This window comes from Actinoplanes sp. NPDC051346 (genome assembly GCF_040682215.1).
Classification (GTDB): domain Bacteria; phylum Actinomycetota; class Actinomycetes; order Mycobacteriales; family Micromonosporaceae; genus Actinoplanes.
On the sequence record NZ_JBFBAJ010000001.1, the window covers coordinates 252,620 to 267,692 of the forward strand.

The 15,073-nt window shown below is 71.4% G+C and carries 16 protein-coding genes; 6 read left to right on the forward strand and 10 right to left on the reverse strand.

Annotated features, from left to right (window positions below; genetic code table 11):
• Position 1: 1 nt before the first annotated feature.
• The gene (locus AB0M36_RS01130) at positions 2–871 is read left to right on the forward strand and encodes a transglutaminase domain-containing protein (protein ID WP_364150505.1); all 870 of its coding nucleotides are present in this window, start codon (positions 2–4) and stop codon (positions 869–871) included.
• On the opposite strand, the gene AB0M36_RS01135 is transcribed toward AB0M36_RS01130, so the two are convergent.
• From AB0M36_RS01135 to AB0M36_RS01150, 4 genes are read right to left on the reverse strand one after another with little or no spacing between them, the layout of a single operon-like run.
• Entirely contained in the window at positions 868–1,242 is a 375-nt protein-coding gene (locus AB0M36_RS01135) for a DUF3037 domain-containing protein (protein ID WP_364150508.1), read from the reverse strand. The two genes, AB0M36_RS01130 and AB0M36_RS01135, sit on opposite strands and share 4 nt — an antisense overlap.
• A complete protein-coding gene (locus AB0M36_RS01140) occupies positions 1,239–1,985 on the reverse strand; it encodes a HipA family kinase (RefSeq protein ID WP_364150511.1) in 747 nt (248 codons plus the stop codon). Before AB0M36_RS01140 ends, AB0M36_RS01135 begins: the two co-directional genes overlap by 4 nt.
• Positions 1,986–1,995: 10 nt before the next feature.
• On the reverse strand, positions 1,996–3,480 hold the full coding sequence (gene dgt, locus AB0M36_RS01145; RefSeq protein WP_364150514.1) for a dGTP triphosphohydrolase: 1,485 nt from the start codon (positions 3,478–3,480) through the stop codon (positions 1,996–1,998).
• A 35-nt stretch (positions 3,481–3,515) separates the two neighbouring features.
• A complete protein-coding gene (locus AB0M36_RS01150; protein WP_364150516.1) occupies positions 3,516–4,094 on the reverse strand; it encodes a hypothetical protein in 579 nt (192 codons plus the stop codon).
• Between the two features lie 113 nt (positions 4,095–4,207).
• Between AB0M36_RS01150 and AB0M36_RS01155 the strand changes: the two genes are divergently transcribed.
• Positions 4,208–5,332 (forward strand): MBL fold metallo-hydrolase, encoded by a 1,125-nt coding sequence (locus tag AB0M36_RS01155; protein ID WP_364150519.1) that lies wholly within the window; start codon positions 4,208–4,210, stop codon positions 5,330–5,332.
• Between the two features lie 57 nt (positions 5,333–5,389).
• On the opposite strand, the gene AB0M36_RS01160 is transcribed toward AB0M36_RS01155, so the two are convergent.
• Both AB0M36_RS01160 and AB0M36_RS01165 read right to left on the reverse strand, forming a co-directional pair.
• Entirely contained in the window at positions 5,390–5,602 is a 213-nt protein-coding gene (locus AB0M36_RS01160) for a hypothetical protein (protein WP_364150521.1), read from the reverse strand.
• Between the two features lie 149 nt (positions 5,603–5,751).
• A complete protein-coding gene (locus AB0M36_RS01165; protein ID WP_364150524.1) occupies positions 5,752–6,642 on the reverse strand; it encodes a YegS/Rv2252/BmrU family lipid kinase in 891 nt (296 codons plus the stop codon).
• Positions 6,643–6,951: 309 nt separating this feature from the next.
• On the opposite strand from AB0M36_RS01165, the gene AB0M36_RS01170 reads away from it, so the two are divergent.
• On the forward strand, positions 6,952–7,743 hold the full coding sequence (locus AB0M36_RS01170; protein ID WP_364150527.1) for an ATP-binding protein: 792 nt from the start codon (positions 6,952–6,954) through the stop codon (positions 7,741–7,743).
• Between the two features lie 22 nt (positions 7,744–7,765).
• Here the strand turns inward: AB0M36_RS01170 and AB0M36_RS01175 are convergent, their stop codons facing one another.
• Entirely contained in the window at positions 7,766–8,344 is a 579-nt protein-coding gene (locus AB0M36_RS01175; RefSeq protein WP_364150530.1) for a GAF domain-containing protein, read from the reverse strand.
• Positions 8,345–8,493: 149 nt separating this feature from the next.
• Here AB0M36_RS01175 and AB0M36_RS01180 point away from each other — a divergent pair, with 149 nt between their 5' ends.
• From AB0M36_RS01180 to AB0M36_RS01190, 3 genes are read left to right on the forward strand one after another with little or no spacing between them, the layout of a single operon-like run.
• Positions 8,494–9,402 carry a PfkB family carbohydrate kinase gene (locus AB0M36_RS01180; RefSeq protein ID WP_364150532.1) on the forward strand — a complete coding sequence of 303 codons (909 nt, stop codon included), beginning with the start codon at positions 8,494–8,496 and terminating at the stop codon, positions 9,400–9,402.
• Positions 9,395–11,686 carry a glycosyl hydrolase family 65 protein gene (locus AB0M36_RS01185; protein ID WP_364150535.1) on the forward strand — a complete coding sequence of 764 codons (2,292 nt, stop codon included), beginning with the start codon at positions 9,395–9,397 and terminating at the stop codon, positions 11,684–11,686. The genes AB0M36_RS01180 and AB0M36_RS01185 overlap by 8 nt, the downstream gene beginning before the upstream one ends.
• Before the next feature lie 36 nt (positions 11,687–11,722).
• Positions 11,723–13,267 (forward strand): sodium:proton antiporter, encoded by a 1,545-nt coding sequence (locus AB0M36_RS01190; RefSeq protein ID WP_364150537.1) that lies wholly within the window; start codon positions 11,723–11,725, stop codon positions 13,265–13,267.
• 89 nt (positions 13,268–13,356) lie between these two features.
• Here AB0M36_RS01190 and AB0M36_RS01195 read toward each other — a convergent pair whose 3' ends face one another.
• From AB0M36_RS01195 to AB0M36_RS01205, 3 genes are read right to left on the reverse strand one after another with little or no spacing between them, the layout of a single operon-like run.
• Positions 13,357–14,040 carry a type 1 glutamine amidotransferase domain-containing protein gene (locus AB0M36_RS01195; RefSeq protein ID WP_364150539.1) on the reverse strand — a complete coding sequence of 228 codons (684 nt, stop codon included), beginning with the start codon at positions 14,038–14,040 and terminating at the stop codon, positions 13,357–13,359.
• Between the two features lie 29 nt (positions 14,041–14,069).
• Positions 14,070–14,432, reverse strand: a complete 363-nt coding sequence (locus tag AB0M36_RS01200) for a TfoX/Sxy family protein (protein ID WP_364150542.1) — start codon at positions 14,430–14,432, stop codon at positions 14,070–14,072.
• 46 nt (positions 14,433–14,478) lie between these two features.
• Positions 14,479–15,072: a TetR/AcrR family transcriptional regulator gene (locus tag AB0M36_RS01205; RefSeq protein WP_364150545.1), complete on the reverse strand. Its 594-nt coding sequence runs from the start codon at positions 15,070–15,072 to the stop codon at positions 14,479–14,481.
• Position 15,073 lies beyond the last annotated feature (1 nt).

The following is a 15,073-nucleotide window of genomic DNA, read 5'->3' on the forward strand; positions in this document are numbered from 1 at the left end:
AATGGACTACACCCGCCAGACCGCGTACTCCGACCCCCGGGGATACGCCGGCCTGCTCGCCGGGCTCCCCGCCGACCTGCCCGCGCTCGGTGCCGCCGTCCGCAACCTGATCGTGCACTACCGCGGCTCCGGCATCGACTTCCCGCCGGAGCGCCTCGAGGAGATCGAGAGCCGGTGGCTCGACCGCATCCTCGCGCACGACCAGCGCCGCTTTCCCGGCTCCCTGCTCACCCCGCACCGGGCACCCGAGGACCGCGTCGTCGGCTGCTGCCGCGACTACACCCTGCTGACGGTGGCCGCCCTGCGGCTGCACGGCGTGCCGGCGCGCAGCCGCATCGGCTTCGCGGACTACCTGGACGAGGAGTTCCACTTCGACCACGTCGTCACCGAGTGGTGGGACGGCGGTCGCTGGCGGGCGGCGGACACCCAGCTGGACCCGGCCGGGGGCCTGAGCGTCGACACGCTGGACGTTCCGCTGCGGGAGGGCGGCCTGGTTCCGGCCTCCCGGGTATGGACGGCGTACCGCCGCGGCGACCTGGACCCGCACCGCTACGGCGTGCACCCGGACAGCCCGATCCGCGGCGCCTGGTTCATCCGCAATTACGTCCTGCACGAGGCCGCCCACCGCTACGGCGACGAACTGCTGCTCTGGGACCTCTACGGCGCCATGTCCGAGGAGCTCGACGGCGACCTCGGGCTGATCGACGAGGTGGCGGGGCTGCTCATCGCCGCGGACTCGGGCGACGAGGCGGCCGACCGCAAGCTCGCCCGCTGGTACGCCGATGACGCCCGCCTGCACCCGGGACCGACGGTGGAGAGCTTCTCCCCGCGAGGCCTGGTCACCGAAATCGACCTTCTCGAAAGAACCTAGTGGACCAGCAGCGCGACGAGGCGGTCGAGTTCCGCTGACGGGTCCTCGGTCAGTCCCATGTGGACCGGGCCAGCCCGCAGGATCGTGCTGCGAGGTGCCACCATCCAGCGGAAGCGCTCACCCAGCTTCATCTCCCGGGCGGCGCCCCCGTCGGCCCCGCCCGCGCAGGTGGTCTCCCACGACTTCAGCGCCGCGCGGATGCCGTCCAGGTCGGCGTGCGGGTCCAGGGCGAGGAGGCGCTGTTCGTGCAGGTGCGTCCGGGCCTGGAGGTAGTCGCGACGCTGGCAGTAGAGGACGACGCCGACGTTGATCAGTTCGCCTCGTTCGACGCGGGGGACGGCGCGGATGGGGGCGTACTCGTAGGGGGTCATGCCGGGATCCACGCCTGTGGGCGGGCCGCCCGGTCGAGCAGATGGTCCCGGTAGGCGCGGCGGGCCTCGGCGGCGGAGTCGAAGTCGAACTCGGCCAGCCACTCGTCGGGCACGAGCGTCAGCACCTCGTCGAGCAGCTCCGCGGTCAGGCGGGGCACCAGATCCGCGGCCGCGTCGGCGACGGCGGTCGCGTACGGCTTCAGCACATGGTCATCCCACTTGTACGGCCGGTGCGTCACGGCGGCGGCCCGCGGCCAGTTGTGGTGGAAGTACAGCGTCGCGCCGTGGTCGATGAGCCACAGGTCGCCGTGCCAGACGAGCAGGTTGGGGTTGCGCCAGCTGCGGTCGACGTTTTCCACGTACGCGTCGAAGAGCAGCACGTGGGAGGCCAGGTCCGCGTCGACCGGGTGGGCGACCGGGTCGTAGCCGAGGGCGCCGGGCAGGTAGTCCATGCCGAGGTTCGCGCCGGCGCTGGCCTTGATGAGCTCCTGGACCTCCTCGTCGGGCTCGGCGCGGGCGACGACCGGGTCGAGGCCGACGACGACGAGCTCCGGCACCGGCAGCCCCAGCCGCCGGGCCAGCTCGCCGGAGACGACCTCGGCTACCAGCGCCTTCGGGCCCTGACCCGCGCCGCGGAACTTCACGACGTACGTGCCGAGATTGCCGCCCTCGACGATGCCCGGCAGCGAGCCGCCCTCGCGCAGCGGGGTGACGTATCTGACGGCGGCGATCTCGGGAAGCACGCGCCCCACCCTAGAGGACGAAGGCGTCGGTCCAGAGCTGACGCGTACGGCCGGAGAGCGCCTCCATCAGCGCCACCGCCTGGTTGTCGGTCAGCGCCGCCACGAAGTCGATCACCGCGCGGCCCCGTGCCCGGGTCAGCGCGTCCGGGGTGCCGTCCGGCAGCTCCAGCTCGGCGAGCTCGACGAGGTCGCGCAGCCGGCGCGGCAGCCGCTCGGCCTCGTCCGGGTCCGCCAGCCAGGCCAGCAGCGCCTCGACCAGCGAGCTCAGCAGACGGGCCTGGCCGCGCTGATGCAACGCCAGGTCGGGGCGGGCCAGCACGAACCTGTTCTGCACGAACTTGAGGACCTGCACCTCGTGCCACTGCGCCGGGGCCAGCAACACGTGCCCCGAGCGCACCGCCGGCGACTCGGTCACCGCGATCGACTCCACCAGGCGCCGGGTCCACGTCGCCGAGAACGCCGCGACCTGCGCCTCGGCCTCCAACGAGCCGTCGAACGGCGCGCTGAGCAGGCCGTCGACCAGCTCGGCGCGGACCTGCTCGACCGCCGCCGCGAAGGCGTCGTCGTCGGCCACCCAGCCGTCCTTGCGGTGCAGTTGCCGGCGCAGCGCCTCGATCGAGCTGCCCGGGCGCCGGGCGACCAGATCCGCGTCCGGCACCTGACGCAACGACGTGCGCTGCCACGCCATCAGCTCGGCGGCCACCGCGCCCTGCTGGAGCACGCCGACGCGGTGCACGTCCTCCAGGTCGTGGATCGCGTACGCGATGTCGTCGGCGGTGTCCATCACCGAGGCCTCCGGCGTCTGCTGCCAGTCCGCGACGCGGCCCGCGAACGGCTGCCGGGCCTGCAGCATGTCCTCGACCTCGGTCGTGTACGCCCCGAACTTCAGCGAACCGCCGTCCGGGTCGTCCGGGGGAGCGGCCGCACCCCGCGGCGGCGGGTCCAGCAGGCGGGGGTGCGGCGTCGGATGCGTACGCCGGGTCCACGGGTATTTCAGAATTGCCGCGCGGGTGGCGGCCGTCAGGTTGAGCCCGAGCGTCGTCTGGCCCCGGATCTCCGTGCTCGTCACGATCCGGTACGACTGCGCGTTGCCCTCGAAGCCGTCGCGCAGCCGCAGCCGCTGCCGGGCCAGGTTGTCGAGCACCCGCTCGCCGAGATGCCCGAACGGCGGGTGGCCGAGGTCGTGCGCCAGCGCGGCGGCCTCCACGACGTCGGGGTCGCAGCCGCCGAGCTTCTCGAGCGTGTCGGCGTAATCGCGGAGCAGCCGTTCCGCGATCGCCCGGCCGACCGAGGCGACCTTGAGGCTGTGGGTCAGCCGGTTGTGCACCATCAGGCCGGCCCCGCCGGGGCTGATCACCTGGGTGACCCCGCCCAGGCGGGCGAAGAACGGCGAGCTGACGATCCGGTCCCGGTCGACACGGAACGGGCTGGCCGCCAGGTCGCCGGGGGCGACGAGGCTGTCGCCGAACAGGCGCCGGGCGCGGAGATCGTCCATGCGCCCGACGCTATTACACGGCCGTCGGCCGATGGTCAGCGCGCCTGCAACGCGTCGAGCGCGACCGCCATCGCCACGACCACGCGGCGGTCGAGCTGCGGGTCGTGGATCGTGACGACGTACCGGTCGCGCAGGCCCCACTTCTTGACGACGGAGAACCCGGGCCGGTCACCCAGCACGAATTCGAAGTGGTAGGGCAGCCAGGACAGCGCGTCCACGAACCGGCGCAGGATGGCCACGGCCAGGTTCGACTCCCGGCCGACCAGCTCGCCGTGGCCCGCCTGCTCGAGGCGCCAGGTCGATCGCAGCAGCGATTCCTTGAAACTCTTGCGGAACAGGCCGATGGGGTTGCCCGCCGCGTCGGTGATGTCGTAGGTGGCGCCCAGGTCGATCACCTGGCGCGCCTTGAAGCCCAGGATCGGGGTCGTCTTGGTGTCGTCCGTGTAGATCGTCACCTGCTCCTTGAACGCCATCCGCTTCTGCTGGGCGAAGGCGAGCAGGCCGCCCTCGGAGCCGTCCGGGTTCGCGGCGTGCACCTCGTACTGGTTGACCATCATGCGGACGCGCTGACGCACGATGAGCTGCTGCTGAGCCTGGAGAGTGTTGATCGTCACGGCGGCAGTCTGGCACACGAGAGATGCTGGTTGCGCAACCCGCGCCCGGTGGCGGAAGGGGCCGACGGCCGGTCAGACTGGCCGTCGGGATGCAACGGACACGGAGGAGCCGCATGGCTAAGCAGGCAAACGGCCGTCGAGGGCGCAAAGGGGTATGGATCACCCTCGCGCTGGGCGCGGCCGCGGTATGGGCCGCACGCGACATCCCCCTGCAGATGGGCTCGCGCAGGATCGGCGCCCGCGCCGCGGGCGAGCGGGCCGAGCGCTTCCGCCGGTCCTCGCAGTTCGCCGAGGGCAAGTTCCGTAACACGGTTCCCGCGAGCGAGGTAGCGGTCGCGTCGATGCCGCGCCTGCTGGCCGCGGCCCTGACCGACCGGGACCGTCGATACCCGGCCGGGCCGATTCCGGTGGTCACCCCGGAAACCGGCGGCGAGGGCCTCTTCGTCACCTGGTACGGGCACTCGTCCGCGCTGATCGAGATCGAGGGCCGCCGGGTTCTGATCGACCCGCTCTGGAGCGACCGCTGTTCCCCGTCGCGGCTGCAGGGCCCCAAGCGCCTGCACGAGCCGCCCGTGCCGCTGCGGGACCTGCCGCCGCTGGACGCCGTGCTGATCTCGCACGACCACTACGACCACCTCGACATGGAGACCATCCGCACCCTGGTCGACCTGCAGGCCGTGCCGTTCCTGGTGCCGCTGGGCATCGGCGCGCACCTGGAACGCTGGGGCGTGCCGGCGACCCGCATCGTCGAGCTCGACTGGGACGAGCGCGCGTCCGTGGCGGGCGTCGAGTTCGTCGCCACCCCGGCGCGGCACTTCTCGGGGCGCGGCTTCTCCCGCGACGAGACGCTGTGGGCCTCCTGGGTGATCGCGGGGCCGAACCGGAAGGTCTTCTACTCCGGCGACACCGGTTACTTCCCCGGCTTCGCGCGGATCGGCGAGGAGCACGGCCCGTTCGACGCGACGCTCGTGCAGATCGGTGCGTACGGCGACGCGTGGCCCGACATCCACATGACGCCCGAGGACGGGGTGGCGACGCACGTCGACGTCCAGGGCGGGCTGATGATCCCGGTGCACTGGGCGACCTTCAACCTGGCGCTGCACGACTGGGCGGAGCCTGCGGACCGGGCGTGGAGCGAGGCCAAGGCCCGCGATGTGCGGCTGGCCGTGCCGCGACCCGGCGAGCGCGTCGACGTCGACAACCCGCCCGCCGTCGACGGTTGGTGGCAGCAGCTTTAGGGGTGTCCCGGCGTCGGCTCGCTCGCCGACGCCGGCTCGGCCTCCGCCGCGTCGGGTTCAGCGGCCGGCCTGGAAGGCGGCGGCGAAGAGGGTGGCCACGATGAACAGGGCGCCCAGGAGCACGGGTCTGGTGTGGCCCCAGGCGATCTTCCGCTTGGCGGGGACGTCGCGCCTCGTCGCGCGCACATCCCGCCAGGCGGCGTGGGCCCGCCCGGCCCGGTAGCTGATCAGGATCACGGCGACGGTGGCGATCACCGTGGCGACGCTCACTGCGGAACTCTGGTGGAACGTCATGCGAACCCCCTGGAGAGGCGTAGCGGTGCCGGACGGACTCAGTCTGGGAGCACCGCTCGCCCGTTACCAGGGGATAGAGAACCTTAAAACGCCATAAAAAGCGATTGCAGGTACGGACGGAAGTGTCAGCTATCCGATCCCTCCCGTGGCACACAGATCTTGACAGCGGCCGGCGCCACCTCGACCCGGATCTTCTTCACCGCCTTGCGTGAACCGCCGTCCAGCTCGTACATCAGGGGTTCGCGCAGCTTGACGTCGACCCGGCGAGCCCTCGTCATGTGCACGAACGGCGAATCCGCGGAGCGGCCGACCGCCATCCTCCCCATCGTGCGCGCCCACTGCGCGGCACCCCGCGCGGTGGCGACCCCGACGTCCAGCCAGCCATCGTCGGGCTTGGCGTCGTCGAACGCGGTGATGCCACCGGTGATCATGCTGACGTTGCCGACCAGCACGCAGGTCGCCTCGTCGTCGAACCAGTCGCCACCGTCCACCTTGATCTTCGCCCGGGGCGCGGGATCGTCGAGGTGGCGCAGGCCGGTCCACACGTATGAAAGCTTTCCGAGCCGATCCTTCAAGGCGCCGTCCGCATCGTGGATCATCGCGCCGTCGAACCCGATGCCGGCCATGACCGCGAAGTGCTCACCGTTGAGAACGCCGAGATCGAGCTGATGGCCGCGGCCGTGAAAGGCGGTGTGCACGGCCCCGGCCAGGTCGTCCGGCACCCCGAGGTTTCCGGCGAGCATGTTCGCCGTGCCGGCGGGGATGATCCCGACCGGTACCCTCCGGTCCTTCTTCTTGGCGCCGGCGATCGTGTCGAGGGTCCGCTGCACCATGCCGTCGCCGCCCCAGACGATCAGCAGATCGGGACTCTCCTCGAGGGCCCGTCGCACCTGCTTGGGCGCCTTCTTGCTCTTCGGCACCTCGTACCAGAACAGCTCGTCGACACCCTCGTCGGTGATCCGCCGCCGCAGCTCGTCGAGGCCGCCGCCGAGGGTCTTGCGCTGATGAGCGACCACAGCCACTCTCCGGGGACTCCGCATTCCCCGCCGATTACCCCAACCCCCAAGATTCCAAGCCCCGCCGAGACACCCCCGAGGTCGTGACCGAAGAAATGCTGACGATCAAGGAGGTTTTTCGGAAAACTCGTATTTTCCGACCACGATTCTGTTGCGGTGGGGCGGCCGGTGACACAGTGGACTGGGGCCTGGCCGCCCTTCATGATGGCGAGGGGATGTTGAGCACCGCCTGACCGGTCGCTGCGGGTCATGAAGCGAGGCAAGGCACAAGTTGTCCGGAGGGTAGTCGTGGACGAGGCCTTGCCACACTTGAGCGACACCTTGAACGGGTCGCCAGTGGAGATCGCCGGCGATGCCGAGACCGAATCGCTGGAGCTGGCGGTTCACGGCCGCTGGGATGTCGCTCTCGCGGCCGGCCTGCGTTCCGCGATTCACAAATGCCTGTCCGAGCACCCGACCGTGCTGCTCGTCGACCTGCGTGACCTCGGTGACCCGGACGGGCGAAGCGCGCCGCTGTGGCTGGCCGCCCACCGCGCGGCCGATCGCCTGGAGCCACCCGTGCGGCTGGTCTTGTGCGTGCCGCCGGCCGCCGTGCTCGCCACCCGACTGCGCAGGATCGGGGCGCTCCGATACCTGTCGATGTTCAACAGCATGGCCGAGGCCCGTACGGCTCTGTCCGGCGGGCTGCCACTGCCTGATCGGGTGCGGCTGACGCTGCCGCCCGATCCGCACTCGCCCGCCCGCGCGCGCGAGCTGGTCGCGCGAGCCTGCGTCGACTGGCACCTGGCGCCGCTGCAACATCGGGCCGTCACGGTGGCGTCTGAACTGGTCGTCAACGGCGTCGAACACGCCGCGACGCACCTGGGAGTCATGGTGTCCCGTCGCGGGAAGGGGCTGCACCTGGCAGTTCACGATGGCGACCCGCGGCTCCCGAGGCTGCTGTCCCCCTCGCGCCACGAGCCCGGGACGCCACTGCTCGCGCGGGGCTACGGCCTGCGCATAGTGCACGTCGCGGCTACTGCCTGGGGCGCCCGCAACGGCCGCGGCGGCAAAGTCGTCTGGGCAGCCATCCAGGACGGCGTTCCGCGGCAGGGCTTCTGAGCGCCGATCCCGTTCGTGGGCCTTAGCTCACCGTGTCCCGCATGCGCTGTTCGGCGGCGGCGCTGCGGATCACCATCAGGCGCAGTTCCAGCTCGTCCGAGACCATCGAGGCCAGGTGCTCCAGGGCCTTGAGCTGGCGCTGGGTCGCCTCCCGGGGACGGTTGTCGATCACGTTGACCGTGCCGAGGCGGTAGCCGTCGTGGGTGCGGATCGGGGCGGCCGCGTAGAACCGCAGTCCCAGCTCGCCCCGGACCAGCGGGTGTTCCAGGGTGCGGGGATCGATCGCCGCGTTGTTGATCACGTAGACGTCGTCCTGGGCGATGACCGACGCGCACAGGCCCGGTTCCTTGCCCACCTCCCGGACGCCGCTGAGGCCCTGGCAGGCGGCGAGCCAGACGCGGTCCTGCTCCACCAGGGACACCGTCGCGATCGGGGTGTCGAAGATGGCGCCCGCCACGAAGGCGATGCGGTCGTAGGCGTCCTCGACCGGCTGATCCACCAGACGGTAGCGGCGCACGGCCTCCAACCGCCGCTGCTCGTCGGGGCTGATGTTGTCCAGATATTCGTAAGCCCCGCCGGACACCGGGCTGCTGTTCGTCACGGGTGTACCCCTCACGCATTGATCGCTCGTGGTCACTGTGAGCCTAATGAGGCTCCCGGGGGCGGCCGCAATGCCCGCGAGCGGCCAATCGCCCGGACGGTACGCCCTACGGGGGAATGTCGCACAAACTGTCGGGGTACTAGATCGTCGTGAACACACCGGTAGCGGCCGTAGTGGGGCAACTCGCGCGCGATCTCGTCCTGTCCGTCGACGCTGTTCCCCGGGCGGGGAGCGCCGGCGATGCCACCGAACGGCGCGAGCAGCTCGGCGGCAAGGGCGCCAACCAGGCGGTGGGGCTCGCGCAGCTCGGCGTGCGGCCCCGGCTGGTGGCGGTGGCCGGCGACGACGTCATCGGCGACGTGCTGCTCGACCAGGCGCGGCGCGACGGCATCGACGTCACGGCGGTCGTCCGCCGCCGCAACACGCTCACCGGGCTGATCGTGGAGCTGCTCGACGCCGACGGCCGGTGGCGTTATGTCCAGCATCTGCCCGAGGCGGTCCTGCTCACCGAGCATGATGTCGTGGCGGCCGGTGCGGTGTTGGCCGGCGCTGACGCCGTACTCGTGCAGTTGCAGCAGCCACCCGCGGCCGCGCTGGCCGCCGCCCGGATCGGGCACGACGCGGGCCGGCTGGTCGTGCTGGACGGCGTGCCGCGGGGCCGCCGGGACGAACTGCTCGCCGCCGCCGACGTGGTGCGAGCCGATGATCAGGAGGCGGAATTGCTGCTCGGCGGCACCCCGACGGTGGAGAAGGCGCGAAGCATCCTGGCGAAGGGGCCACGCCTGCTGGCGCTGGGCACCGGCGACGGCAACCTCTTCGTGTGGCGCGACGGGCAGGTGCTGCTGCCGCTCACCGACGAGCGGGTCGCCGACACGACCGGGGGAGGGGACGCCTTCACGGCGGCGCTGACCGCCGCGCTGCTGCGCGGCGACGACAACCCGAGCGCGGCCCGCTGGGCGGTGGCGGCGTCCGGTGCGACCGTCGGTCACCCGGGTGGGCGCCCCGACCTGCGGATGGACGACCTGGAGAAGCGCGTGCGGGAGCTGGCCGGTGCGTGACCTGGGACCCGCGGAGCCCTGGGCCGTCCGCGAGACCGCGCTGTCCCGCGATGCGCTGAGCATGTCGGCTCTGCGCCAGGCGGAATCCGTTTTCGCCCTGGCCAACGGGCACATCGGTCTGCGGGGCAACCTCGACGAGGGGCCGTGCGGGATGCCCGGCACCTATCTCAACTCGCTGCGCGAACAGCGGGATCTCGACTATCCCGAGGCCGGTTACGGCTATCCGGAGCGCACCGAGACCATCGTCGACGCGCCTAACGGCAAGCCCATCGTGCTGACCGTCGACGACGAGCGCTTCGACGTGCGCACCGCAACGGTGCGCCGCCACGAGCGCTGCCTCGACTTGCGGGCCGGCACGCTGCGGCGCGACGTGGAGTGGGTCTCCGAGTCGGGCGCGGCGATCCGGGTGAGCAGTGTGCGCGTGGTTTCCTTTCCGCACCCGGCGGTCGCGGCGATCCGCTACGAGGTGGAGGCGCTGGAGCGTCCGGTGCGGATCCGGATCGAGTCGGACCTGATCGCCAACGAGGAGCAGCCAGAACCCCGCGACGACCCGCGCGCCTCCGCGACCCTGCACTCGCCGCTGAGGTCGTCGTCGCACTCGCCCGATGTGTTGCTGCATCGCACCCGTCGCAGCGGCATCGAAGTCGCCTCGGCCGTCGCCCATGTCGGGCCTCCCGTCACCAGGTCGTCGGAACCGGACCGCATCCGGGCCGTGGTCAGCACCACGCTGGAACCCGGGGAACCCCTGCGGCTGGACAAGTTTCTCGCCTACGCGTGGGGCGTGCAGGACCCTGTGGACAACGCGCTCGCCGCGCGGGACGAGGCCGTACGGTGGGGCTTCGACGCGCTGCTGGCGCGGCAGCGGGAATACCTGGACGACTTCTGGGAGACGGCCGATGTCGAGGTGGACGGCGACCCCGAGGTGCAGCAGGGCGTGCGGTTCGGGCTCTTCCACGTGCTGCAGGCGGGTGCTCAGGCCGGCCCCCACCCGATCGCCGCCAAGGGGCTGACCGGCAACGGCTACGACGGCCACGTGCTGTGGGACACCGAGGCGTTCGTGCTGCCCGTTCTGACGTACACCCATCCGGCCTGTGTGGGTCTCGCCCTGCGCTGGCGGCACGCGACGCTGGACGCGGCCCGCGACCGGGCCCGGGAGCTGCGCCTGGCCGGGGCGGCATACCCGTGGCGGACGATCAGCGGCGCCGAGTGCTCGGGATACTGGCCGGCCGGGACGGCGGCCCTGCACGTCAACGCGGACATCGCCGCCGCGGTGCTGCGATACGTCGCGGCGACCGGCGACGAGGAGTTCCTGCGCGAGGCCGGCGCGGAGATCCTGGTGGAGACCGCCCGCCTGTGGTGCCGGGTCACGCACGCCGACGACGAGGGCGTCCACCACATCGACGGGGTGACCGGCCCCGACGAGTACACCGCGCTCGTCGACGACAACGTCTTCACCAACCTGATGGCGCAACACAACCTGCTCGGCGCCGCCTCCGCCGTCGAGCGCCTCGGCATCGCCGGGGTCACCGCCGAGGAGATCGGCGCATGGCGGGCGGCGGCGCGGCGGCTCTTCATTCCGTACGCCCCCCGCCGCGGAGTCCATGAACAGCACAGCGGGTTCACCCGCCTGCAGGAGTGGGACTTCGACGCCACCAAGGACGACGACTACCCGCTCATGCTGAACTTCCCCTACCTCGACCTCTACCGCCGCCAGGTGGTGAAGCAGGCCGACCTGGTGCTGGCCATGATGCTGCGCGGCGACGCCTTCACCGCCGAGGAGAAGCGGCGCAACTTCGCCTACTACGAGGCCCGTACGGTCCGGGACTCGTCGTTGTCGGCGCCGGCCCAGGCGGTCCTGGCGGCGGAGACCGGGCACCTCCGGCTGGCCTACGACTACCTCGCGGAGGCGGCCCTGCTGGACCTGCGCTCCGGTGGTGAAGCCAGCGGAGACGGCCTGCACATCGCCGCGTGCGCGGGCGCCTGGATCGCGCTCGTGCAGGGCTTCGGCGGCCTGCGCGACCACGGCGGCCGCCTGTCGTTCGCGCCGCGCCTGCCGAGTTGCCTGCCCCGCTTGAGCTTCCGCCTGCGCTGGCGGGACAGCAGGCTGCGGGTCACGGTGACCGGCGCCGAGGTCACCTATGCGGTCACCGGCGCTGACCTGGCCTTCGACCACTATGGATCCTCGGTGACGGTGCCGGTGGGGGAAACCGTGACAATTCCGCTGGACCCGGTGGAAGAACTCCCCGCACCACCCTCACCCCGGCCGCCCGAACGCCGGACCTGACCGATCCCATGATCCACCGGGCCCTAAGGTGGCCCGGTGAACGGCGTCCAGATTCTGCTCATCATCGGCGTCGGCATCGGGGTCACCGCCCTCGCCCGCCGCCACCGGATCGAACCCGGCTGGGTCATCGTGGTGCTCGCCGCCGCGGCGTCGTTCATTCCCGGCGTACCGCGGCTGCAGCTCGACAGCCACCTGATCCTCGCCGTGGTGATCCCGCCACTGCTCTACTCGGCCACGCGGGGAGCGTCGCTCTCCAACTTCCGCGCCAACCTCCGGGCGATCATCTACCTCGGCGTGCTCCTCGTGGTGCTCAGCGCCGGCATGCTCGGCTGGCTCTCCACCCTGCTGCTGCCGTCGATCGGCCTTGCCGCCGCGTTCGTGCTCGGCACGGTGCTCGCGCCGCCGGACACCATCACCACGGTCTCCCACGGTGACGAGATCGGCCTGCCGAAGCGGGTCACCTCGATCCTCACCGGCGAAAGCCTGGTCAACGACGCGACCGCGCTCACTCTGTTCAGCCTCGCGGTGGCCGCCGTCAACGGCGAGCAGGCCACCTGGTCCGGCGGTCTCCTGGCGTTGCTGCGCAACGCCTCGATCGGGCTGGCGATCGGGGTCCTGTTCGCCGCGGCCGGGCTGGTGATCCGCAAACGCCTCGGCAACCCGCCGCTGGAAACATCGCTGTCGCTCCTGCTGCCGTTCACCGCCTTCCTCGCCGCCGAAGAGGTCCACGCCTCGGGCATCGTCGCCGTGGTCAGCGCGGCCTTCTCGATGAGCATCAACCTCACCCTGGACCCCAAGCACCAGTACGCCGGCGGCTACCGGACCCGCCTCCAGGAGGAACAGGTCTGGCGGGTCGTCGACTTCCTGTTGGAGACGTTCGTCTGCGCGTACATCGGCCTGCAGTTGAAATTCGTCGTCGACGACCTCGCCCATGCCGAAGACCCGGGCCTGGCCCGCACCCTCATCGCGGCCGGCGTCCTCCTCGTCGCGGCGATCGTGTTCCGGATGCTGGCGGTCTTCGGCCTGTTCAGCAAATGGACCCTGGCCAACCGCGCGGCCGAGCGACGCGGCCCGCGCCCGGTCCGCCCCTCCCGGCGGGGGCGCAACGCCCGAGGTCGTGGGGGTCCACCCCTGCCGCCGCCGACAATCAAGGAAACCGTCCTGGTCGGCTGGACCGGCATGCGCGGCATCCTCACCCTGGTGGCGGCGGCCGCCATCCCCGAACACACCGCCTCCGGCGCCCCGTTCCCGGGCCGCGACGCCATCCAGGCCATCGCCCTGATCGTCACCCTCGGCACCGTGCTCATCCAGGGCACCACGGTCGGCTGGCTGGCCCGCCGACTCGGCTTCGACCTCACCGCCGAGCGCGCCCACGAGGAGAAGATGCGCGAGCAAGCCCGTCGGATCGTCGAGGAGACGGCCGCCTTGCCGTCCACGGACCTCGACGAGTCGTTCGAGGCGCAACGGCTCGCCCTGGCGCGGGCGGCGATGAAGCGGCAGATCACCGAGGAGATCGCCCGAGAGCTGATCGAGGACATCGACCTCCGTCAGGCCGCCCGCCACACGACCGGCAGCCGTTGACGCGAGACCGGGGCCAGTTCTCGCCCAAACCCCTCGCGACCGAGCGCCGGCGGGCCGCCGCTGACCACGGATCTCACAAGCGCGAGGGATCAGCGCGCGGCGGCGTGCAGAGCGTCCAGGACCGCGCGCGCGACGCCGTCGGCCGAGGCCGGGTTCTGGCCGGTGACCAGCCGTCCGTCGGTGACGACGTGTGGTGCGAAGTCGGGTCCGCTGCGGTAGTCGCCGCCCAGATCCCGCAGGCGGTTCTGGAGGAGGAACGGCACCGCGGCGGTGAGGCCGACGGCCTCCTCCTCGCTGTTGCTGAAGCCGGTGACCCGTTTTCCGGCGATGAGGTGGCTGCCGTCGGACAGGGTCAGCGGCAGGAGGCCGGCCGGGCCGTGGCAGACAGCGGCGACGACGCCGCCGGACTCGTAGATGCCGCGGCCGAGGGCGGCGAGTTGCTCGTCGTGGGGGAAGTCCCACATGGTGCCGTGGCCGCCGACGTAGAGGATCGCGTCGTATGCGCTGGCGTCGATGTCGCCAGTGCTGGGAGTAGCGCTCAATTGAGCGGTTACGGCCGGGTCGGACAGGAACTCCGTCTGCACCGGGTCGCTCGGGTCCAGGCCGTCCTGCGGTGGCTGTCCACCGCGTACGGACACGATGTCCACCTGGTGGCCGGCGGCATGGAAGACCCGCCAGGGGTGGGCCGCCTCGGAGACGTAGAAGCCGGTGCGTCGGCCGGTGTCGGCCAGTTGGCCGTGGCTGGTCAGAGCGAGCAGGATCCGTGCGGGCATGGGGTTTCCTTCCAAAGGGTGAGGGGGAGCTATCGGGTGGTCCGCCGCCGGCCCCCGGCTGGGGCGTTCCTGGCGGACTGGACGGCGCGGTCGGCCCAGGCGTGCAAGGCATCGGGGTCGTCGAGGACCTGGGGAGGAAGGGCGTGGTATCGGCCCACGGTGATCGGCCCGCGAGCGGTGAGATACGTGAAAGGTTCGGAGCCGGCGGCCTGATAGCGGGATCGGGTCTCGTCGTCCACGACGAAGTACACGGTGGTGCCCATGACCATGGCGAACTGCGTGGCGTCGCAGACCAGGGCGGTTCCACCGAAGAAGCCGCGGGTCCGCACGGGCATCAGTGCCGCCAGTCGGTCCATGAGGGACTCCAGGGTGGCGGGGTCGGCGGTGCTCACTCTGCCCCGGGTCCGGTGTGGGCGTGCCAGGTGTCGGTGAGCATGGTCAGTGGGCTTCCTGGGTGAGGAGGGCGGGCAGGGCGTGGGCCACGATGCCGGCGAGCCTGGCCGGGGGCGTGCCGAACCGCACCAGCACCAGTACCCCTTGGTAGAAAGCCAGTAGCTCGGCGGCGCGCTGGTCGGTCGGGGTGCTCGCGGCGAGGTCGCCGGCGGTGACGGCCCGCTCCAGCAGTCGCCGGAAACCGGCCTCGATCAGCTCCAGGCCCGCCGCGACCCCGTCCCGGCCGACGCCGGCGAGGGCGGGCGCCTCGACCGCGGTGTTGGTCAGCAGGCAGCCCGGGTTGGCTTCCTCCCCGCTGTCGAAGGTCGAGACGAAGAACGTGTGGAGGCCGCGCAGCGGCGGCTCGGTCTCGTCGAGGTGAGTCCGCACCCGGCGGGCGGCCACCTGTTCGTTGTAGGCCGCCAGTGCCGCGGTGAACAGGCCTTCCTTGTTGCCGTATGCCTTATAGAGGCTGCCCGGGTGCAGCCCGGTCGCCTCCTCCAGGTCCCGGACGGACGTGTGCGCGAAGCCCTTGCGGCGGAACACCGCCATCACCGACCGCAGGAGCTCCGGCTCATTCCATGTTGGTCGACGACCCATG